Annotated in this window: 14 protein-coding genes; 11 read left to right on the forward strand and 3 right to left on the reverse strand. The window is 71.3% G+C overall.

From position 1 onward, the window contains the following. The first annotated feature begins 73 nt into the window (after positions 1 to 73). From ACLB9X_RS29235 to hflX, 5 genes are all read left to right on the forward strand, one after another. Positions 74 to 514: a hypothetical protein gene (locus ACLB9X_RS29235; protein WP_410363419.1), complete on the forward strand. Its 441-nt coding sequence runs from the start codon at positions 74 to 76 to the stop codon at positions 512 to 514. Positions 515 to 843: 329 nt separating this feature from the next. Then, complete coding sequence (gene dapF / locus ACLB9X_RS29240; RefSeq protein ID WP_410363420.1) at positions 844 to 1,752, forward strand: diaminopimelate epimerase; 909 nt, start codon at positions 844 to 846, stop codon at positions 1,750 to 1,752. 138 nt (positions 1,753 to 1,890) lie between these two features. Then, positions 1,891 to 3,969, forward strand: coding sequence for a RelA/SpoT family protein (locus ACLB9X_RS29245; RefSeq protein ID WP_410363421.1), 2,079 nt, complete (start codon positions 1,891 to 1,893; stop codon positions 3,967 to 3,969). A gap of 75 nt (positions 3,970 to 4,044) precedes the next feature. Next, positions 4,045 to 5,508, forward strand: coding sequence for a M1 family metallopeptidase (locus ACLB9X_RS29250; protein WP_410363422.1), 1,464 nt, complete (start codon positions 4,045 to 4,047; stop codon positions 5,506 to 5,508). Between the two features lie 180 nt (positions 5,509 to 5,688). Continuing rightward, a complete protein-coding gene (gene hflX, locus ACLB9X_RS29255; RefSeq protein ID WP_410363423.1) occupies positions 5,689 to 7,179 on the forward strand; it encodes a GTPase HflX in 1,491 nt (496 codons plus the stop codon). 86 nt (positions 7,180 to 7,265) lie between these two features. On the opposite strand, the gene ACLB9X_RS29260 is transcribed toward hflX, so the two are convergent. Both ACLB9X_RS29260 and ACLB9X_RS29265 read right to left on the reverse strand, forming a co-directional pair. Beyond that, positions 7,266 to 8,441, reverse strand: a complete 1,176-nt coding sequence (locus tag ACLB9X_RS29260; RefSeq protein WP_410363424.1) for a trypsin-like serine peptidase — start codon at positions 8,439 to 8,441, stop codon at positions 7,266 to 7,268. A 318-nt stretch (positions 8,442 to 8,759) separates the two neighbouring features. Further along, entirely contained in the window at positions 8,760 to 9,935 is a 1,176-nt protein-coding gene (locus tag ACLB9X_RS29265) for a trypsin-like serine peptidase (protein ID WP_410363425.1), read from the reverse strand. Positions 9,936 to 10,266: 331 nt separating this feature from the next. Here ACLB9X_RS29265 and ACLB9X_RS29270 point away from each other — a divergent pair, with 331 nt between their 5' ends. The 5 genes from ACLB9X_RS29270 to ACLB9X_RS29290 all read left to right on the forward strand — a co-directional run bounded on the left by ACLB9X_RS29270 (position 10,267) and on the right by ACLB9X_RS29290 (position 18,442). Then, entirely contained in the window at positions 10,267 to 11,643 is a 1,377-nt protein-coding gene (locus ACLB9X_RS29270; protein ID WP_410363426.1) for a diaminobutyrate--2-oxoglutarate transaminase family protein, read from the forward strand. A gap of 30 nt (positions 11,644 to 11,673) precedes the next feature. Further along, positions 11,674 to 13,578, forward strand: a complete 1,905-nt coding sequence (locus ACLB9X_RS29275) for an IucA/IucC family protein (protein ID WP_410363427.1) — start codon at positions 11,674 to 11,676, stop codon at positions 13,576 to 13,578. A gap of 67 nt (positions 13,579 to 13,645) precedes the next feature. Further along, positions 13,646 to 14,407 (forward strand): GNAT family N-acetyltransferase, encoded by a 762-nt coding sequence (locus ACLB9X_RS29280; RefSeq protein WP_410363428.1) that lies wholly within the window; start codon positions 13,646 to 13,648, stop codon positions 14,405 to 14,407. Between the two features lie 62 nt (positions 14,408 to 14,469). Beyond that, complete coding sequence (locus ACLB9X_RS29285) at positions 14,470 to 16,434, forward strand: IucA/IucC family protein (protein ID WP_410363429.1); 1,965 nt, start codon at positions 14,470 to 14,472, stop codon at positions 16,432 to 16,434. Between the two features lie 37 nt (positions 16,435 to 16,471). Further along, entirely contained in the window at positions 16,472 to 18,442 is a 1,971-nt protein-coding gene (locus ACLB9X_RS29290; protein WP_410363430.1) for an ATP-dependent DNA helicase, read from the forward strand. Positions 18,443 to 18,573: 131 nt separating this feature from the next. On the opposite strand, the gene lexA is transcribed toward ACLB9X_RS29290, so the two are convergent. Then, positions 18,574 to 19,359 carry a transcriptional repressor LexA gene (lexA, locus tag ACLB9X_RS29295; protein ID WP_410363431.1) on the reverse strand — a complete coding sequence of 262 codons (786 nt, stop codon included), beginning with the start codon at positions 19,357 to 19,359 and terminating at the stop codon, positions 18,574 to 18,576. A 542-nt stretch (positions 19,360 to 19,901) separates the two neighbouring features. Between lexA and nrdR the strand changes: the two genes are divergently transcribed. Continuing rightward, positions 19,902 to 20,411, forward strand: coding sequence for a transcriptional regulator NrdR (gene nrdR / locus ACLB9X_RS29300; protein ID WP_410363432.1), 510 nt, complete (start codon positions 19,902 to 19,904; stop codon positions 20,409 to 20,411). The last annotated feature ends 25 nt before the right edge of the window (positions 20,412 to 20,436 follow it).

Consider the following 20,436-nt stretch of genomic DNA (forward strand, 5'->3'; position numbering starts at 1 on the left):
GTCCGGCCACCTGGAGCGTGCCATCATCGAGCATCGATCGACAGCTGAGTCCGAGTTGGGAGGGCGCGTGGCGATGGAGGCCGGCCCTCGCGACACCGAGCGGGAGCGCCGAGATGCCGCCGAAGGCACCTCGGGGCTGAGCCCGGACGGTCCCGACGAGCAGGACGTGCTCACCGACGAGGTCGAGGTGGAGCTCCGTCCGCAGCGGCGCCTGCGCATCTGGCAGCTCGCCCCGATCGTGGCGCTCGCCGCCGTCGGCTCGCTGATGTTCGCCTTCCCCCTCGCTTTCGGCACGGGGGACGGCGGCGCGGTCGTCGCCATGCTCGGACTGCTGATCTCCTGCTGTGCGGCCGGGTGGGGCGTGATGGCGGCCCGCCGCGTCGGGCACACCTGGCCCGGCCTGCCCGTCCGGGGCTCCGGTGAGCGCCCGGACTGGCGTGTCATCGCTCTCTACGTCGGCGTCGGCACGGTCCTCGTCGCGCTCGCGGTCTGGCGCGTCGCGCGCCTGCGCTGAACCCCGCCGGCGTACGCAACCTGGCTCGCGCCCTGCCCCGCGTACGCGCCCCCGCCCCTGACCCAGCCCGCGTTCAGCCCGCCCGCCACCGGCCGACGGCCCCGTCCGGTCGCCACGTGCACCCGGGCCGGGTCCCGCCCGGACCGCTGCCCCGGCACGTGCGCCCAGCCTCGCCCTCGCCTCCGTCGGCCACGCCCCGCCCCGCGTACGCACCCCCGCCCGCGCGCCAGCGTCGCCCTCCGTCGGCCGCGCGCGCCGTGTCCGTCGGACCTGACCGCGGCCCCGCCCCCGAGCCACCAGGTGCTCCGTTGTCGGACCGCCCTCGTACGATGGGGGGCGTGACCACCTCGCAGACCGCACCCATCGCCTTCCTCAAGGGCCACGGCACCGAGAACGACTTCGTGATCGTCCCGGACCCGGACAACGGCATCGACCTGCCCGCGGCCGCCGTCGCCAGGCTGTGCGACCGCCGCGCCGGCATCGGCGGTGACGGTCTGCTGCACGTCGTCCGCTCGGCCGCCCACCCCGATGCGCGGGACATGGCGGACGAGGCCGAGTGGTTCATGGACTACCGCAACGCCGACGGCTCGATCGCCGAGATGTGCGGAAACGGCACCCGGGTCTTCGCCCGTTACCTCCAGCGCGCCGGCCACGTCGAGGCCGGCGACATCGCCGTGGCGACCCGAGGCGGCGTCAAGAGGATCCACATCGACAAGACCGCCGATGGTGTGGACACGGGTGACATCACCGTCTCCATGGGGCGCGCGCTGCTCCCCGAGGACGGCGTGACGGTGACGGTCGACGGCCGCAGCTGGCCCGCGACGAACGTGAACATGGGCAACCCCCACGCGGTCGCGTTCGTCGACGACCTGGCCCACGCGGGGACGCTGTACTCGGCTCCGCCGTTCAGCCCGGCATCGGTCTACCCGGACGGGGTGAACGTGGAGTTCGTCGTCGACCGGGGCGAGCGCCATGTCGCCATGCGCGTGCACGAGCGCGGTTCCGGCGAGACCCGCGCGTGCGGCACGGGCGCGTGCGCGGTCGCCGTCGCGGCGGCCCGCAGGGACGGCGTGGACCCGTCCGCCACCGGCACCGCTGTCGCGTACACCGTGGACATGCCTGGCGGACGCCTCGTCATCACCGAACACCCCGACGGGGAGATAGAGATGACGGGCCCGGCCGTTATCGTCGCCGAGGGGTACATCGAGCCCGCTCTCCTCGAAACCGTGATCGCGTAGAGCTTCGCTCGAATGGGTGATCCGTTTCACGCTGGGCGAGAGCGGCACTGCGCCACGTGGTGGGCTCGGTAGCATCAAGCACCGGCCCGGAGGCACGACCTGACCTTCCACCGCCGGTCGAAGCAGCCGGAGGTGCCCATGAGTGCAGAGGCCGCCAACTCTGGCGCCCACAGTCGCAGACGCGGCCGCCCCAGGATCGACCTCCGCCGGATCGGGCGCGCCGCTCTGCTGGGCCCCACCGGACGTGACCGCCTCCCCGACGCGATCGGCCACGTCGTCGACGCGCACCGCGCGCACCACCCGGACGCCGAACTCGCCCAACTCCACAAGGCATACGTGCTGGCGGAGTCGTCCCACCGCGGTCAGTTCCGCAAGAGCGGCGAGCCGTACATCACCCATCCGCTCGCCGTCACGCTCATCCTCGCCGAACTGGGCGCGGAGACCACGACCCTGACGGCGTCGCTGCTCCACGACACGGTCGAGGACACCGAGGTGACGCTGGATCAGGTGAAGGCCGAGTTCGGCGCCGAGGTCGCCTATCTCGTCGACGGCGTCACCAAGCTGGAGAAGGTCGACTACGGAGCCGCCGCCGAGCCGGAGACCTTCCGCAAGATGCTCGTCGCCACCGGCAACGACGTCCGCGTGATGTCGATCAAACTCGCCGACCGGCTGCACAACATGCGCACCCTGGGCGTCATGCGCCCCGAGAAACAGGCCCGCATCGCCAAGGTCACCCGCGACGTCCTCATCCCCCTGGCCGAGCGACTCGGCGTGCAGGCCCTGAAGACCGAACTGGAGGATCTGGTCTTCGCGATCCTGCACCCGGAGGAGTACGAGCGCACCCGCGCCCTCATCGCCGAGAACGCCACCGCGTGCAACGCACTCGCCGCCATCGCGGAGGACTTCCGCACCGTGCTGCGCGACGCGGGCATCACCGCGGAAGTGCTCATCAGGCCCCGGCACTTCGTCTCCGTGCACCGCGTCTGCCTCAAACGCTCAGAGCTGCGCAGCACCGACTTCGGGCGCCTGCTCGTCCTCGTCGCCGAGGACGCCGACTGCTACGGGGTGCTCGGCGAGCTGCACACCTGCTTCGCCCCGGTGATCTCCGAGTTCAAGGACTTCATCGCCGCCCCCAAGTTCAACCTGTACCAGTCGTTGCACACCGCCGTCGCGGGCCCCGATGGCGCGGTCGCCGAAGTCCTCATCCGCACCCACCAGATGCACCGGGTCGCCGAGGCCGGGGTGGTCGCGCTCGGTAACCCGTACGTGCCGACCGACAGCGCCGAGCCGCTCGACGGCGAGCGCGCCGACCCCACCAGACCCGGCTGGCTGTCCCGCCTCCTCGAATGGCAGCAGTCCACTCCCGACCCGGACACCTTCTGGATCTCCCTGCGCGCGGACCTGGCGCAGGACAAGGAGATCACCGTCTTCCGGGCCGACGGCCGGGCGCTCGGCCTGCCGGCCGGGGCCACCTGCGTCGACGCGGCCTACGCCCAGTACGGCGAGGAGGCCCACGCGTGCATCGGCGCCCGGGTCAACGGCCGGCTGGCCACCCTGAGCACCCAGCTCAACGACGGCGACACCGTGCACGTCCTGCTCGCCCAGGACGCCTCGTCCGGACCGTCGCCCGACTGGCTGGACCACGCCCGCACCCCGGCCGCACGGATCGCCATCAGCGGATGGCTGGAGAGCCATCCCGAGGGCGCGAGCGCCCAGGCGGCCGCTCCCCGGCGCCCCACCCCGCGCGCGGCCGACCGGCCGGCCGCCGCGAACGCCGTCGTCGACCGTCCGGACGCGACCGTCCGGCTCGCCGGCTGCTGTACGCCCGTACCGCCCGACGCCGTCACGGGTTTCGCGGTGCGCGGGGGCGCGGTGACCGTCCATCGCGTCGAATGCGCCGCGGTGGCCCGCATGGAGGGCCTCGGCCGGGCACCGGTGGCCGTACGCTGGGGCGACGCCGCCGAGTGCCGGGTCACTCTGGTCGCCGAATCGTTCGGCCGACCCCGCCTGCTCGCCGATCTCACCGAGGTCATCGCAGGCCAGGGCGCGGCCATCGTCTCGGCCACCGTCGAGCCGCCGAGCCAGCAGCGCGTACGGCACAGGTACACCCTCCGACTTCCCGACGCCGCCGGGCTTCCCGCCCTGATGCGGGCCATGCGAGACGTCCCGGGCGTGTACGACGTGAGCAGGACGCAGCATCCGGCCTCGACTGCCTGACCTCGTTCGGGTGGGCACACGGTCCCCGTCGCGCGCCGCCGTGGCCGCCCAACGGCGTGCTGGTAGCGGTAGGACATGCTGCACACTCCCCGACGCCGACTGCGTGCCGTAGTGCTGGCCGCAGCATCGGCCACGCTCGTCGCCGCGACGCTGCCCGAGCCGACCGCCCTCGGGATCGGCGACCCGCTCTTCCCCCAGCTGGGCAACCCCGGCTACGACGTCATCGCATACGACATCGACTTCACCTACCAGGGCAGCAACACCAAACCCCTGGACGCCGTCACCAAGATCGACGCCTGGGCGAACCGGCGACTCGGCCGGATCAACCTCGACTTCACGCACGGCACGGTCCGCTCGGTCGCGGTGAACGGGAGCACCGCCGATTTCGCGTCCGCCGGCGAGGACCTCGTCGTCGAGCCCGCCACGGCCGTCGCCGCCGACTCGCGCATGCAGATCACCGTCACGCACACCAGCGACCCGCGCGGTGCCAAGGACGCCGGCGGGTGGGTGCGCACCGGCGACGGAGTGGTGATGGCCAACCAGGCCGACGCGGCGCACCGTGTCTTTCCCTCCAACGACCACCCTGCGGACAAGGCGTACTTCACCTTCCGCGTCACCGCCCCCAAGAACCTGACCGCCGTCGCCAACGGACTGCGGGTCGCCCGTTTGCGGAAGGGCGCGAGCACCTCCTGGATCTACCGCACGGGCCATCCCATGGCCACCGAGCTCGCCCAGGTCGCCATCGGGCGCTCCGCCGTCGTCGAACGGCAGGGCCCGCACGGACTGCCCATCCGCGACGTCGTCCCCGCCGCCGACAAGGCGAAGCTCGAACCATGGCTGAAGAAGACCCCCGGCCATGTCCAGTGGATGGAGGACAAGGTCGGCGCCTACCCCTTCGAGACGTACGGAGTGCTGGTCGCCGACGCCGACACCGGGTTCGAGCTGGAGACGCAGACGCTGTCGCTCTTCGAGCGCTCCCTGTTCACCAACCCCGCCCACCCGAAGTGGTACGTCGACTCGCTGATGGTCCACGAACTGGCCCACCACTGGTTCGGCAACAGCGTCTCCCCCCGCACCTGGTCCGACCTGTGGCTGAACGAGGGCCACGCCAGCTGGTACGAGGCCCTGTACGCCGCGGAGAAGGGCAAGCAGCCGCTGGTCGAACGGATGAAGCAGGCCTACCGCCTCTCCGACGGCTGGCGGGCCGCCGGCGGAGCGCCCGCGGCCCCGCAGGCACCGGCGCCCGGACACAAGCTCAGCCTCTTCCGGCCGGTGGTCTACGGCGGCAGCGCCCTCGTCCTGTACGCCCTTCGGCAGACGATCGGGGAGGCCGCCTTCGAACGACTGGAGCGCGAGTGGGTCGCCGAGCACCGGGACTCCACGGCGAGCACGGAGGACTTCACGCAGCTCGCATCCCATGTCGCGGGGCGTGACCTCGGCGACTTCTTCCAGGACTGGCTGTACGGAAAGAAGACGCCGCCCATGCCGGGTCACCCGGACTGGCGCAGCGAGGCGCCCAAGGCGCGCGCCGCCCGCTGAAAACCGGGGTGACGGCCCCGGCAGGCCCATGGGACCATCGACGGGCCGACGACGTGGCCCGGACCGGGGACTCCCGGGGAATCTTCCGGGGCTGTCACGCGTTGTGACTGGCAACGGGGCATACGAGTCCCTGCGGGTCTCCGGCCCGCATCCGCTCATTCCATCGACGTTAAGGATCCAATGACCTCCTCTTCATCCCCTTCCCAGGACAAACAGAGCTTCGCGGAGACGCGCACCGAGAGCCTTCGGGCCGATGCCCTGATGGAAGAGGACGTCGCCTGGAGCTACGAGATCGACACCGAGCGGGACGGCGATCAGTACGACCGCTCCGATCGTGCCGCTCTGCGGCGCGTGGCGGGCCTCTCCACCGAGCTCGAGGACGTCACCGAGGTCGAGTACCGGCAGCTGCGCCTGGAGCGCGTCGTGCTGGTCGGCGTCTGGACCTCGGGGACCGTGCAGGACGCCGAGAACTCCCTCGCGGAGCTCGCGGCGCTCGCCGAGACCGCTGGCGCCCTGGTCCTCGACGGAGTCATCCAGCGCCGCGACAAGCCGGACCCGGCCACCTACATCGGGTCGGGCAAGGCGACCGAGCTGCGCGACATCGTGCTCGAGACCGGAGCCGACACCGTCGTCTGCGACGGTGAGCTCAGCCCCGGCCAGCTCATCCACCTCGAGGACGTCGTCAAGGTCAAGGTGGTCGACCGCACCGCCCTGATCCTCGACATCTTCGCCCAGCACGCCAAGTCCCGAGAGGGCAAGGCGCAGGTCGCTCTGGCGCAGATGCAGTACATGCTGCCCAGGCTCCGCGGCTGGGGTCAGTCGCTGTCCCGTCAGATGGGTGGCGGCGGCGGTGGCGGCATGGCCACCCGTGGTCCCGGTGAGACCAAGATCGAGACGGACCGGCGACGGATCCGCGAGAAGATGGCGAAGATGCGCCGGGACATCGCGGAGATGAAGACGGGCCGCGAGATCAAGCGCCAGGAGCGCCGCCGCAACAGGGTGCCGTCGGTCGCGATCGCCGGCTACACCAACGCCGGCAAGTCCTCGCTGCTCAACCGCCTCACCGGCGCCGGCGTCCTGGTGGAGAACGCCCTGTTCGCCACCCTGGACCCGACCGTCCGCCGGGCCGAGACGCCGAGCGGCCGGATCTACACCCTCGCCGACACCGTCGGATTCGTCAGGCACCTGCCGCACCACCTGGTCGAGGCGTTCCGCTCCACGATGGAGGAGGTCGGTGACTCCGACCTGATCCTCCACGTGGTGGACGGTTCGCACCCGGCTCCGGAGGAGCAGCTGGCCGCCGTGCGCGAGGTGATCCGCGACGTGGGCGCGCTGGACGTGCCCGAGATCGTCGTGATCAACAAGGCGGACGCGGCCGACCCGCTGGCGCTGCAGCGGCTGCTGCGCATCGAGCGGCACGCGATCGCCGTGTCGGCCCGCACCGGCTCGGGAATCGGTGAGCTCCTGGCTCTGATCGACACCGAGCTGCCGCGGCCCGAGGTGGAGATCGAGGCGCTCGTCCCGTACACCCAGGGCGGGCTCGTCTCCCGCGTGCACGCCGAGGGCGAGGTCGTCTCCGAGGAGCACACCACGGAGGGCACCCTGCTCAAGGCGCGGGTCCACGAGGAGCTGGCTGCCGCACTGGCCCCGTACGTCCCGGCGGCCCACTGACACGGCACAGCGCCCGCAATCGGACGGAAGGCCCGCCTCCCCTCGGGGAGGCGGGCCTTCCGCATGATCCGCCGGGTTCGAAGGGCCTACTGCCCCGCGAACTTCTCACTCATCATCGTGAAGATCTGCTGCGCTCCCCGGTCCAACCGCGGGCCGGCGAGCCAGCCCGACGTGACCGGGCCGATCGACGTGTTGGAGACGAGCACCGTCTTCCCGTCGGGTTGCCGGACGAACCAGCCGCCACCCGAGGATCCGCCCGTCATCGTGCAGCCGATACGCCACATCGTGGGCGTGCCGGGGGCGATCGAGAGCCGTCCCGGCTGGTCCAGGCACTTGTGCATGATCGCGCCGTTGTACGGCGGGGCCGCCGGGTAACCCCACGCGCCCATCGTGCCGATGCTCTTGGCGTCGGGAGCCTCGAAGTCGACGTCGAGCGCGGCGCCCACCGTCTCCTCGAGCGACTTGGAGCCCTGCTCGGGCTTCACGTGCATCACGGCGTAGTCGTACGCGGCGCCGGTGCCGCCCGTGGGACCGCCCTGGTCGATCCACTCGCCCGACGTCGCGACCCAGTCCGCCCAGTAGACGCCGTACGGGGCGATCTCCTGCGGCTGGGCGTTCTCCAGCGCGGCGGGGGACTTGCCCTTGTCGTTGTAAGCCGGGACGAAGGCGATGTTGCGGTACCAGCCGCCCGCCCGGCCGGCGTGCACGCAGTGCCCGGCGGTCCACACCAGGTTCGAACGCCCCGGGTTCTTCGGGTCCTTGACGACCGTCGCCGAACAGACCATCGAGCCCTCGGGGGCGTCGAAGAACACCTTGCCGACCGGTGCGGCGTTCTGGTGGTAGGGCTTCTTCTCCTCCTGGGCCCGCACCGGGCGCGGCTCCGGGTCGGTGACGTCCTGGTCACCGGAGATGTCACCGGCGGAGAGCGTCTTGGCCGGCGCCTTGGCCGTCGTCATGCGCTCGGGCTTCCACAGGCCCTCGATCACCGGGTTGACGAAGTCCTTGGCCTCACGCAGCCACTTGTCCTTCTCCCAGTTCTTCCATTCGCCGTTCCTCCACTTGTCCAGGTCGACACCGTGCTCCTTGAGCTTGTCGGCCAGGTCGGCGGGAAGTGCGGCGTCTGCGCCGCTGTTGTCTGCGCCTGCTGCGGAGGCGGCGGGCTTGTCCGCCGCCTTGTCCTCGCCGGGACCGCAGGCGGTCGCCGTCAGCGCGAGAGCCGAGACGAGGCCGGCGGCAGCCAGCAGCGGACGTATGGATCGCATGGAAACGATTCCCCCTGAAGTGCTTGTGAAATGTGCCATGAACGCGGCGCACCGGCACCTGCCACAACACGCGGTCCCATGCGCGGTTGCCATGAGCGTGTCATGCGAAGGGCGGCGGCCTTCCGGAGCCGCCGCGGGTGCGGGCATTACTCTAATCCGGTGCGTGGACCCGCAGTTGAGGCCGGCCGGCAGCTGCACCGAGTCTCCACGTGACGATCAAGGGGCCGATGCCCCGAAGCCCGTGCCCCCGTGCACAGGGGCGTCCGGCCGGCCGAACGCCCCTGCCTCGCCAGAGGACCGCCGCGCCGTGGCGTCAGGTCACTGGCCCGCGAACTTCTTGCTGACCGCCGTGTAGACGCCCTCGGCCTCCTTGCCGAGCCGCGGACCCGCCAGCCAGCCGGCCGTCACCGGGCCGATGGACGTGTTGGACACCAGCGCGGGCCGGCCGTCCTGTCCCTCGGCCACCCAGCCGCCGCCGGAGGAACCGCCGGTCATCGTGCAGCCGATGCGGTACATCGTCGGCTCCTCGGCCTTCAGCGAGAGCCGGCCCGGCTTGTCGGCGCACTGGAGCATCTTCTGGCCGTCGTACGGCGGGGCCGCCGGGTAGCCGGTCGCGGTCATGCTCTTGATCTCCGGCACGGCCGGGGCCTTGAAGTCGACCGGCAGAGCGGCGCCGACCGTCTCCTCGAGCGACTTGCCCGTGCTGCCCTTCTCCGGAGTGACGTGGATGACGGCGAAGTCGTACGGCGCACCCTGGCCGCCGGTCGCCGCGCCCTGGGCGATCCACTGCTCGGACGTCTGGGCCCAGTCGCCCCACCACACGCCGTACGGAGCGATCTCCTCCTTCGAAGCCTTCTCCAGCTCCGAGGTGGGCAGCGCGCTGTCGTTGTACGACGGGACGAAGGCGATGTTGCGGTACCAGCCGCCGCTCTTGCCGGCGTGGACGCAGTGCCCGGCGGTCCACACCATGTTCGACTTGCCGGGGTTGGCCGGGTCCTTCACGACGGTCGCGGAGCAGACCATCGAGCCCTGGGGGCCGTCGAAGAAGACCTTGCCCGCCTCGGCGGCGCTCGAGTGGTAGGGCGCCTTCACGGGCACGGCGTCGACGGGCTCCGGCGTCGGGTCGGTGACACCCTCGTCACCCGAGATGTCCGGGTCGACGGGCTTCGCCGGCGGCTTCTCGGCGTCGCGCATGCGGTCCGGGTCCCACAGGTCCTCGATGATCGGGTTGACGAAGTCCTTGGCCTCACGCAGCCACTTGTCCTTGTCCCAGTTCTTCCATTCGCCGTTCTTCCACTTGTCCAGGTCGATCCCGCGCTCCTTGAGGCGCTCCTTGAGATCGTCCGGAATCGTGATCTTGTCATCGGCGGTCGCACCGGCCGATGCGCTCGGCTTGTCGCCCGCGGTGTCCTCGCTCGGACCGCACGCGGTGGCGGCCAGCGCCAGCACGGTGGCAAGGGACGCCGCTGCCAGCGTCGGGCGAATGGGTCGCATCTCGTGATCCCCCTGGGACTTCGGTGCTGCTGTTCTGTCTGAACTGAGCCACATTCCGGCAATGTCGGTACTACTTCCGCGGACAGTCCGCGGCAGCCCCGGCGAGTTCACCCGCCGGGTGCGGCCCCCCACTATGCCGGTGCGGATGGGGACGGCATGCACCAGGTCCGCGGTTCCGCCCCCGCAAGGATCTTCCGTACGCCCGTGATCCCCGGCCCGTCACGTCGTTGGTACGGGCGGGGGACACCGGGGCGGCTCAACTCCGAGCGGTCGCAGGGCCGAAGCCGTACCCATGGGAAACGCAACCGTGACAGCGGGAGGACCAACAGCCGTGGCCGTGACCGAGCCTGCCCCGATCGCCCCGGCCGCCGCCCACGAGGGCATTCTGCGTCGGCAGTCGCTCCGCGAATCGGCCGCCCGCACCTATGCGCGCTCGCTGCCCATCGTGCCCGTACGGGCCCGGGGACTGACGATCGAGGGCGCCGACGGCCGCCGCTACCTCGACTGTCTCTCCGGAGCCGGAACGCTCGCGCTCGGCCACAACCACCCCGTCGTCCTCGAAGCCATCAAGAAGGTCCTCGACTCCGGGGCGCCGTTGCACATCCTGGACCTGGCCACACCCGTCAAGGACGCTTTCACCACAGAGCTGTTCGCCACGCTGCCGCCCCGGCTCGCCTCCGACGCCCGGATCCAGTTCTGCGGTCCGGCGGGCACCGACGCCGTGGAAGCAGCACTCAAGCTGGTCCGCACCGCCACCGGCCGCCACGGAGTCCTCGCCTTCACCGGTGCCTACCACGGCATGACAGCGGGCGCCCTCGACGCATCGGGCGGCGCCACCGACGTCCGCGTGACACGACTGCCCTACCCGCACGACTACCGCTGCCCCTTCGGCATCGGCGGTGAACGCGGCGCCGAACTCGCCGCACGCTGGACCGAGAACCTCCTCGACGACCCCAAGGGCGGGACGCCGCCCCCCGCCGCGATGATCGTCGAACCGGTGCAGGGCGAGGGCGGCGTGATCCCCGCACCTGACGAGTGGATGCGCCGGATGCGGCGGATCACCGAGGCCCGCTCCATCCCGCTGATCGCCGATGAGGTGCAGACCGGAGTGGGCCGCACCGGCACCTTCTGGGCCGTCGAGCACAGCGGAATCGTGCCCGACGTGATGGTCATGTCCAAAGCCCTCGGCGGCTCCCTCCCGCTCGCGGTCATCGTTTACCGGTCCGGACTCGACACCTGGCAGCCGGGAGCACACGCCGGCACCTTCCGCGGCAACCAGCTCGCGATGGCGGCCGGAGCAGCCACCCTCGCCTACGTACGCGAGAACCGCCTCGCCGACCGAGCCGCCACCCTCGGCGCGCGCATGCTGGCCCGGCTCCAGGGTCTCGGCGCCGCCCACGCCTGCATCGGAGACGTGAGGGGCCGGGGCCTGATGATCGGCGTGGAGCTCGTCGACCCCGACTCCACCGCCCCCGACGCGCTCGTCCCCCCACCCGCTCCCGAACTCGCCGCGAGGGTCCAGCGGGAATGCCTGAACCGCGGGCTCATCGTCGAACTCGGCGGACGCCACTCCGCCGTCGTACGCCTCCTGCCTCCGCTCACCCTCACCGACGAACAGGCCGTGGCCGTCCTCGACCGCTTCGCGGACGCACTGGCCGCCGCAGAACGCTCCACCCCACGCCGCGCCGACAGCGGGCAGTCGTACTGACCCCGGACCCCCCGTCACAAGGAAGCCTCCGTGAACACCACCCCCGCACCCGAAGTGCCCGAGTCCCATGGCCTCCCGACCGCCGCTCACCGAGCCCACGGAGCCATGAGCGGGCCGCTCACGGCAGAGGCGGCGACGGTCCCGCGCCAGCAGACCGGGGGGTTCGAGGACGAAACCTCGCCCCCTGCCCGGCACGTCCCCGCGAGTCCCGAAGCCGCGGACCACGTCGACGATCCGGACCCCAGCCGTGCGGCCGATGCCGCCGCGGTCGAGAATCTGCTCCGCTGCTGGGTGCGCGAGAACAACTTCCCCGAGCCCGACGGCAACACCCTGCGCATTCCCCTCCACCACAGCGGGACCGCCCTGCTCGTCCCCGTCCGCTACTGGTCACCCACCGGCCGGCACCGCTTCGGCCTGCCGGCTCTCGAGAGCAGCCCGCACGACGCCACCACCGCCGACGCGGTGACCGTCGCCGCGCTCCTCGGCCGGGAAGCCGGCGGCACGGACGGGGCCGACCTCGTCGGCCGCGTAGCCGATTCCACCCGGCGCACGGCCCAGTTCCTGGCTCACCGGCGCAGGCACCCCATCGCACCCGAGGGCGCGGACCTCTTCCTCGATGCCGAACAGTCCCTCCTCCTCGGCCACCCGCTCCACCCCACACCGAAGAGCCGCGAGGGACTCTCCGACGCCGAATGCCGGCTCTACTCGCCCGAGTTGTACGGCTCCTTCCCGCTGCACTGGTGGGCAGTCGACCGCTCCGTGCTCGTAGCCGACTCGGCCTGGACCGACCAAGGACGCACACTCGCCGCCGAGCAGCTCACCTCCCGCCTCGCCGGCGACCTCCCCCTCCCCGCCGACTGTGCCGCGCTGCCCCTGCACCCCTGGCAGGCACGCGACCTCCGGCACCGGCCCACCGTGGCCGCGCTGCTGGACGCCGGCCTGCTCCACGACCTCGGTCCCCACGGAGCGCCGTGGCACCCCACCTCCTCCGTCCGCACCGTGTACCGGCCCGGGGCACCCGCGATGCTCAAGCTGTCCCTCGGCCTGCGCATCACCAACTCCCGCCGCGAGAACCTCCGCAAGGAGCTCCACCGGGGAGTGGAGGTCCACCGGCTGCTCCGTACCGGACTCGCGGAGCAGTGGCGAGCGGCCCACCCCGGATTCGACATCGTGCGTGATCCGGCCTGGCTCGCGGTCGACACACCCGACGGCGAACCCGTCCCCGGACTCGACGTCATGCTGCGCCACAACCCCTTCCACCACAGCGACGACGCCGTCTGCATCGCGGCCCTGACCTCGCCCCGGCCCTGGCCGGCGCGCACCGGCACGCACTCACGCCTCGCCGTCACGGTCGAGCGTCTCGCCGCCCGGACAGGCCGGCCCGTCCCCGCGGTGGCGGCGGAGTGGTTCCTGCGCTACCTGGACCACGTCGTACGTCCCGTGCTCTGGCTCGACGCCACGGCGGGCATCGCACTCGAAGCGCACCAGCAGAACACCCTCGTGCTCCTCGACCCCGACGGCTGGCCGGCAGGCGGCCGCTACCGGGACAATCAGGGCTACTACTTCCGGCAGTCCCACCGTGACGCACTCGAGCGCCGCCTCCCCGGAATCGGCGCCCACAGCGACACGTTCGTCTCCGACGACGTGACGGACGAGCGCTTCGCGTACTACCTGGGCATCAACAACGTGCTCGGTCTGATCGGCGCCTTCGGAGCGCAGCACCTCGCCGACGAACGGGTGCTCCTCGCCGCCTTCCGACGATTCCTGGCGGCCAATTCCTCCCTCGGTTCGCCGCTGCCTGCTGTGCTGCTCGAAGCCCCGACCCTGCGTTCCAAGGCCAACCTCCTCACCCGTGTGCGCGGCCTCGACGAACTCGTCGGTCCCGTCGACACCCAGTCCGTCTACGTCACCATCACCAACCCGCTCCTTTCCTGAACACCGTGCGGATCACCGGACGCCGAAGACCCTGACCCCGTCCGAACGACGAGAGGAGAGCGCCACCGTGCCTCGCCCCGAAGCCGTGACCGACCCCGGCACGGAAGAGGCGTCCCCGCCCGCCGCGGGTTTGGAGGACACCCTCGACCTGCGGTTGCCCGACGACTTCCTCGCGCTCCTCCGCGAGGACGCCGACGGCGGAACGCCGTTGGCGCACAAGGTCCCCCGAGCCGCGCAGGAGCCGGGGGCCACCTCCTCAGACCTGCTGGACGCCCCTGCGGACTGGGGGCCGGTGAAGACCCCGGCCGGTGACTTCCACCTCCTCCCCGTGCGCCCGGAGCGGGACCTCCCCTTGATCACCCGCTGGATGAACGACCCGGCCGTCGCCGCCTTCTGGGACTTGGCCGGGCCCGAGACCGTCACGGCCGCCCACCTGTACGGCCAGTGCGACGGCGACGGCCGAAGCTTCCCCTGTCTCGGTGTCCTCGACGGCACACCCATCAGCTACTTCGAGATCTACCGTGCCGACCTCGACCCTCTGGCCCGCCACTACCCGGCCCGGCCGCACGACACAGGCATCCACCTCCTCCTCGGCGGCGTCGCCGACCGCGGGCGGGGGCTGGGGTCCGTGCTCCTCAGAGCCGTTTCCGGCCTCGTGCTCGACCGCCGCCCCCGCTGTGCACGCGTCATCGCCGAACCCGACCTGCGCAACACCCCTTCCGTATCAGCGTTCCTCAGGGCCGGCTTCCGCTTCTTCGCCGAAGTCGACCTGCCCGACAAGCGAGCCGCGCTCATGGTCCGCGATCGCGGTCTGCGGGACCTGATGTGAACACCTCGCTGCTGCCTCATCTACACCGCTCGAACCGCATCGGTTCCCTTCGAGGAGTCCCCGTGCCGAAGCCGCCTGCCACCCACGACTCCACCGCGCCGACCGACCCCGCGGCCCCGACCGATCCCCCTCGCCCCGCATGCGCCGGTGCCGCCGGACCTGAACCGCTGTCGGCCGGGCTGCACCTGCCGCCCGGCCTCGACCGCGAGGCGTGGGAACGGGCCGCGGGCCGCCTCCTGGCGAAGATGCTCGGCGAGTTCGCCTACGAGGAGATCATCGAGCCGGTGATCGCGGAGCCGCCCGCCGGTCCGGCCGACCGCCACGACGTCGGTCGTCCCGCCGCCCCCCGCCCCAGCCGCGCCGCACCGGGCCGGCGCTACGTCCTGCCTGTCGGCGGCGCGGGAGACCTGACCTTCCTGGCGCGGCGAGGCGCCTACGGAAGCTGGCGCGTGGACGCCGCCTCCGTCGCATGGGACGGGAAGCCGTTCGCGGACCCACTCACCTTCGTCGCCCGAGCGCAGGAGACCCTGGCACTCGACGGTGCCACCCTCGGCCACTTGCTGCGCGAACTCTCCCTGACGCTCACCGCCGACACCGCGCTCGATCACACCGCTGCCACGGCGGCCGAGCTGGCCGACCTCGGCTACGCCGAACTCGAAGGGCACCAGACCGGACATCCCTGGCTCGTCCTCAACAAGGGCCGTATCGGCTTCTCCGCGCTCGACGCCGCCCGCTGGGCCCCCGAGGCCCGCCGCCCCGCCGCACTGCCCTGGATCGCCGTCAGCTCCGCGCTCTCCCGTTACCGGGGCGTCTCCCGCCTCGCCTCCCCGGACGATCTGTACCGCCATGAGCTCGACGAGCCCGTGCGCGCGGCTTTCGATGCCGCTCTGCGCGCGAGAGGACTGGATCCGGCGGCGTACCTCTTCCTCCCCGTGCACCCGTGGCAGTGGGACGAAGTGCTGCTGCCCCTGTACGCGCCGGCCATCGCGCGCCGGGAGGTCGTGCCCCTATGGCAGGACGGCGACCTCCGGCTGCCCCAGCAGTCCATCCGCACGTTCGTGAACGTCGACCGCCCCGACCGGCACATGGTCAAACTGCCGCTGTCCGTTCTCAACACCCTGGTGTGGCGCGGCCTGCCCACCGAACGCACCCTCGCGGCACCGGCCGTCACCGCCTGGGTGCACGGCCTGCGCGATGCCGACCCCTTCCTCCGCGACGAATGCCGCGTGATCCTCCTGGGCGAGGTCGCGTCGGTCACCGTCGAGCATCCTCTGTACGACCGCCTCGACGGCGTGCCGTACCAGTACAAGGAACTTCTCGGCGCCATCTGGCGGGAACCGCTCCAGCCCCGCCTGGACCCGGGCGAGCGGGCCCGCACTCTGGCGGCGCTGCTCCACACCGACCCGCGGGGCCGCGCATTCGCGGCCGAGCTCGTCGAGCGGTCGGGGCTCGCCCCGGAGGATTGGCTTCAGCGGCTGCTCGCCGCGCTCCTGCCTCCACTGCTGCATTTCCTCTACCGCTACGGCACCGTCTTCTCCCCGCACGGCGAGAACGCGATCGTGGTCTACGACGAGCACGACGTCCCGGTGCGGCTGGCGATCAAGGACTTCGTCGACGACGTCAACATCAGCGCCCGGCCGCTGCCCGAGCACGCTTCGATGCCCGACGAGGTCCGCCGGATCCTGCTGACCGAGGAGCCCGCGTTCCTCACCCAGTTCATCCATGCCGGTCTGTTCGTGGGCGTTTTCCGCTACCTCGCTCCGCTCTTCGAGGAGCACCTGGGAATCGCCGAGGGACCGTTCTTCGCACTCGTACGGGCGGAGATCCTGAGGTATCAGGCCCGCTTTCCCGCACTCGAGGAGCGCTACGAAATGTTCGATCTGCTCACGGAGCGCATCGAGCGGCTGTGTTTGAACCGCAACAGGCTCCATCTCGACGGGTACCGTGACCGGCCCGAACGCCCCCACGCGGCCGTGTACGGCACCGTACCGAACCCCCTGGCCGTGCCTGACTGGCCAGAAGTGTGATCCCGGTGTCAGTGGTGCCCCGTAGGGTGGTCGGGCTATGACGAAGCCATCCCTCCCCGAGCTCCTCCACGCCGCCGTCACCGCCGTCGGCGGGGTGGAACGGCCAGGCCAGGTCACCATGGCCGAGGCCGTGGCCGAGGCCATCGACGACGATTCCCACCTTCTGGTCCAGGCCGGCACCGGCACCGGAAAGTCGCTGGGATATCTCGTCCCGGCTCTTGCGCACGGGGAGAGGGTGGTGGTCGCCACGGCCACTCTCGCGCTGCAGCGCCAGCTGGTGGAGCGCGATCTTCCGCGCACCGTCGACGCGCTTCATCCCCTGCTGCGCCGGCGGCCCGAGTTCGCCATGCTCAAGGGCCGCTCCAACTACCTCTGCCTGCACCGGCTGCACGAAGGCGCGCCGCAGGACGAGGAGGAGGGCCTCTTCGACCAGTTCGAAGCCGCCGCGCCGACGAGCAAGCTGGGCCAGGACCTCCTGCGCATGCGGGACTGGGCGGACGAGACCGAGACGGGCGACCGCGACGATCTCACGCCCGGCGTCTCCGACCGTGCCTGGAGCCAGGTGTCCGTCTCGTCCCGCGAATGCCTCGGGGCTTCCAAGTGCGCCTACGGCGCGGAGTGCTTCGCCGAAATGGCCAGGGAGCGGGCGAAGCTCGCCGACGTCGTGGTCACCAATCACGCGCTGCTCGCGATCGACGCCATCGAGGGCGCCCCGGTGCTGCCGCAGCACGAGGTTCTGATCGTCGACGAGGCGCACGAACTGGTCTCGCGCGTGACGGGAGTCGCCACCGGCGAGCTCACCCCCGGCCAGGTCAACCGTGCCGTGCGCCGCGCGGCGAAGCTGGTCAACGAGAAGGCGGCGGACGCGCTCCAGACCGCGTCGGAGACGTTCGAGCGCGTCATGGAGCTCGCGCTTCCCGGCCGCCTCGAGGAGATCCCCGAGGACCTGGGCTACGCCCTCCTGGCCCTGCGGGACGCCTCACGTACGGTGATCAGCGCGCTCGGTTCCACTCGGGACAAGTCGGTCCAGGACGAGGACGCGGTGCGCAAGCAGGCGCTTGCCTCCGTCGAGAACATCCACGCCGTTGCCGAGCGCATCACGCTCGGCTCGGAGTACGACGTCGTCTGGTACGAGCGGCACGACCGCTACGGCGCGTCCCTGCGGGTGGCTCCGCTGTCGGTCTCCGGGCTGCTGCGCGAGAAGCTGTTCGCGGAGCGGTCTGTTGTGCTCACGTCCGCGACGCTCAAGCTCGGCGGCGACTTCAACGGTGTGGGGGCGTCCTTGGGGCTCGCTCCGGAGGGCACCGGGGGAGAGGAGGTGCCGCAGTGGAAGGGGCTCGACGTCGGATCGCCCTTCGACTACCCCAAGCAGGGCATCCTCTACGTCGCCCGGCACCTGACGACGCCCGGCCGTGAAGGCTCGCGCGGCGACATGATGGACGAGCTGGCCGAGCTGGTGGAGGCAGCGGGCGGGCGCACTCTGGGGCTGTTCTCGTCCATGCGGGCCGCCAAGACGGCTGCGGAGGAGCTGAGGGGGCGGCTCGACAAGCCGATCCTGCTGCAGGGCGAGGAGACGCTCGGCGAGCTGATCAAGACCTTCGCCGCCGATCCGGACACGTGCCTGTTCGGCACGCTCTCCCTGTGGCAGGGCGTCGATGTCCCGGGTCCCGGGTGCCAGCTGGTGGTCATGGACCGGATTCCGTTCCCCCGGCCGGACGACCCGTTGATGAGTGCGCGGCAGAAGGCGGTGGAGGAGGCCGGAGGCAATGGCTTCATGGCCGTCGCCGCGACGCATGCGGCCCTTCTGATGGCACAGGGCGCCGGCCGTCTGGTGCGAGCCACGGGGGACCGCGGAGTGGTGGCCGTACTGGATCCGCGGTTGGCCAACGCTCGGTACGGCAGCTATCTGCGGGCCTCACTGCCCGACTTCTGGTACACGACGGACCGCAACCAGGTGCGCCGGTCGCTGGCCGCGATCGATGCGGCGGCCAAGGCGGAAGGCAAGTAGCGCGAGGTCCGGCATCGCCCCGGGGGAGCCGCGGCAGCCTCCGGGGCGCGCCACAGGAGCCCGCTGGTGAGGACGCAGCAGGACCCCGGGACCGGCGCAGTGGGTCCCGGGGTCCGGTCCGAGCCGGCGAGTCAGACGCGCCGAAGCACTGCCACCACCTTGCCGAGGATGGTCGCCTCGTCACCGGGGATGGGCTGGTACGCGGCGTTGTGCGGAAGCAGCCAGACATGGCCGTTCTCCCGCTTGAAACGCTTGACGGTGGCTTCGCCCTCCAGCATGGCGGCGACGATGTCCCCGTTCTCCGCGACGGGCTGGCGGCGCACGGTCACCCAGTCGCCGTCGCAGATGGCGGCCTCGATCATCGAGTCACCGACGACCTTGAGCACGAACAGCTCGCCGTCGCCGACCAGCTGGCGGGGGAGGGGGAAGACGTCTTCCACGGACTCCTCGGCGAGGATCGGGCCACCGGCGGCGATCCGGCCGACCAGCGGCACATAGGAGGCGGCGGGCTTGCCCGTGGTGTCCGTCGGCTGGGTGCTGGGCTGGTCGGAGCCGCGGACCTCGTAGGCGCGAGGGCGATGCGGGTCGCGGCGCAGGAAGCCCTTGCGCTCCAGCGCCATGAGCTGATGGGCGACGGACGAGGTGCTGGACAGCCCGACGGCCTGGCCGATCTCGCGCATGGACGGCGGGTAACCCCGCCGCTGCACAGAGTCGCGGATCACCTCGATGACACGCCGCTGCCGGTCCGTGAGGCCGGAGCTGTCCGCACGGATCCCTGGAGGTCGGCCGGGCATCGAGCGGGTGGGCTTGGGCCCCTCCGGGGTCGTGGCTGCGTCATTCATGGCATGCACCGGCTCGAATCGGTTCTGGGAGCGGTCCTGGGCAGTGATGGCGGCACTGTCAGCGGTGGTGGTCACGTCGGCCCCTCTCGAATGGTCTCCCTAGCTGGACAACGGTAGTTGGTTTCGAAAGGTTGCGCCAAACACACGTTCGAGTGAAAAATCGCGGATTGCCTGACGTGGCCGCTCAGCTGGGTGTATGTGCGAACGCCGATGGGTGTATGTGCGAACGCCGGAAAAATGGGCCGCCGAGAGGATCTACGGTAGCCTCCGCCGCCGAAGGCGAGGGGGCCGGGCCCGCTTCAGTCTGGCACTCGCTCGTGATCGACGCCCGGCGCCGCGCCCCCGGCGCCCGCGCTCGGCGCGTCGTGTGCCCTCCGTGAGCGCGTGCCATACGGCGCGTACGCGGCCGGTTCCGCAGCGGGCACACGCGACACGCTCTACGGCCCAAAAAGGCGGCCGGACCCCAGATCTAGTGGTTGGATTGTGACTGCCACCCAGAAGTTGTGGTCCCCGGTCCGTCGGAGCTCGGGCCATCGCCTATGCTTGTGGCTGCTTCGGGGGGCTCGGCGAGCCAGTTGAGGCTATTCGGTCGTGCTGTGAAGGAGGGGTTGGGAGCCATGCACTGTCCCTTCTGCAGGCACCCCGACAGCCGCGTCGTCGACAGTCGGACCACCGACGACGGAACGTCGATCCGACGCCGCCGGCAGTGCCCCGACTGCTCCCGTCGCTTCACGACGGTGGAGACCGCGTCGCTGATGGTGATCAAGCGCAGCGGTGTGACGGAGCCCTTCAGCCGTACCAAGGTCATCTCCGGCGTGCGCAAGGCGTGCCAGGGGCGGCCGGTCACGGAGGACGCCCTCGCTCAGCTCGGCCAGCGGGTCGAGGAAGTGGTGCGCGCCACCGGCAGTGCCGAGCTGACCACCCACGACGTGGGTCTGGCCATACTCGGCCCCCTGCAGGAACTCGACCTCGTCGCGTACCTGCGGTTCGCGTCCGTCTACCGGGCGTTCGACTCACTCGAGGACTTCGAGGCCGCCATCGCCGAACTGCGCGGCGAACGGCCACCTGCACAGGAGCGGAGCGACGGGGCTGTCGAGGTCCCCGTCCCCGCCACCGCCGCCGACTGAGCGGCACCCGCCGAGCGGGCGGAGC

It is taken from the genome of Streptomyces sp. 5K101 (genome assembly GCF_046506645.1).
Lineage (GTDB): Bacteria > Actinomycetota > Actinomycetes > Streptomycetales > Streptomycetaceae > Streptomyces.

Excerpts from the sequence above, each read along its gene's own strand:
- ACLB9X_RS29235 (WP_410363419.1), top strand. The coding sequence starts at position 74 with ATGGAGGCCGGCCCTCGCGACACCGAGCGGGAGCGCCGAGATGCCGCC.
- dapF (WP_410363420.1), top strand. The coding sequence starts at position 844 with ATGGGGGGCGTGACCACCTCGCAGACCGCACCCATCGCCTTCCTCAAG.
- ACLB9X_RS29245 (WP_410363421.1), top strand. The coding sequence starts at position 1,891 with ATGAGTGCAGAGGCCGCCAACTCTGGCGCCCACAGTCGCAGACGCGGC.
- ACLB9X_RS29250 (WP_410363422.1), top strand. The coding sequence starts at position 4,045 with ATGCTGCACACTCCCCGACGCCGACTGCGTGCCGTAGTGCTGGCCGCA.
- hflX (WP_410363423.1), top strand. The coding sequence starts at position 5,689 with ATGACCTCCTCTTCATCCCCTTCCCAGGACAAACAGAGCTTCGCGGAG.
- ACLB9X_RS29260 (WP_410363424.1), bottom strand. The coding sequence starts at position 8,441 with ATGCGATCCATACGTCCGCTGCTGGCTGCCGCCGGCCTCGTCTCGGCT.
- ACLB9X_RS29265 (WP_410363425.1), bottom strand. The coding sequence starts at position 9,935 with ATGCGACCCATTCGCCCGACGCTGGCAGCGGCGTCCCTTGCCACCGTG.
- ACLB9X_RS29290 (WP_410363430.1), top strand. The coding sequence starts at position 16,472 with ATGACGAAGCCATCCCTCCCCGAGCTCCTCCACGCCGCCGTCACCGCC.
- nrdR (WP_410363432.1), top strand. The coding sequence starts at position 19,902 with ATGCACTGTCCCTTCTGCAGGCACCCCGACAGCCGCGTCGTCGACAGT.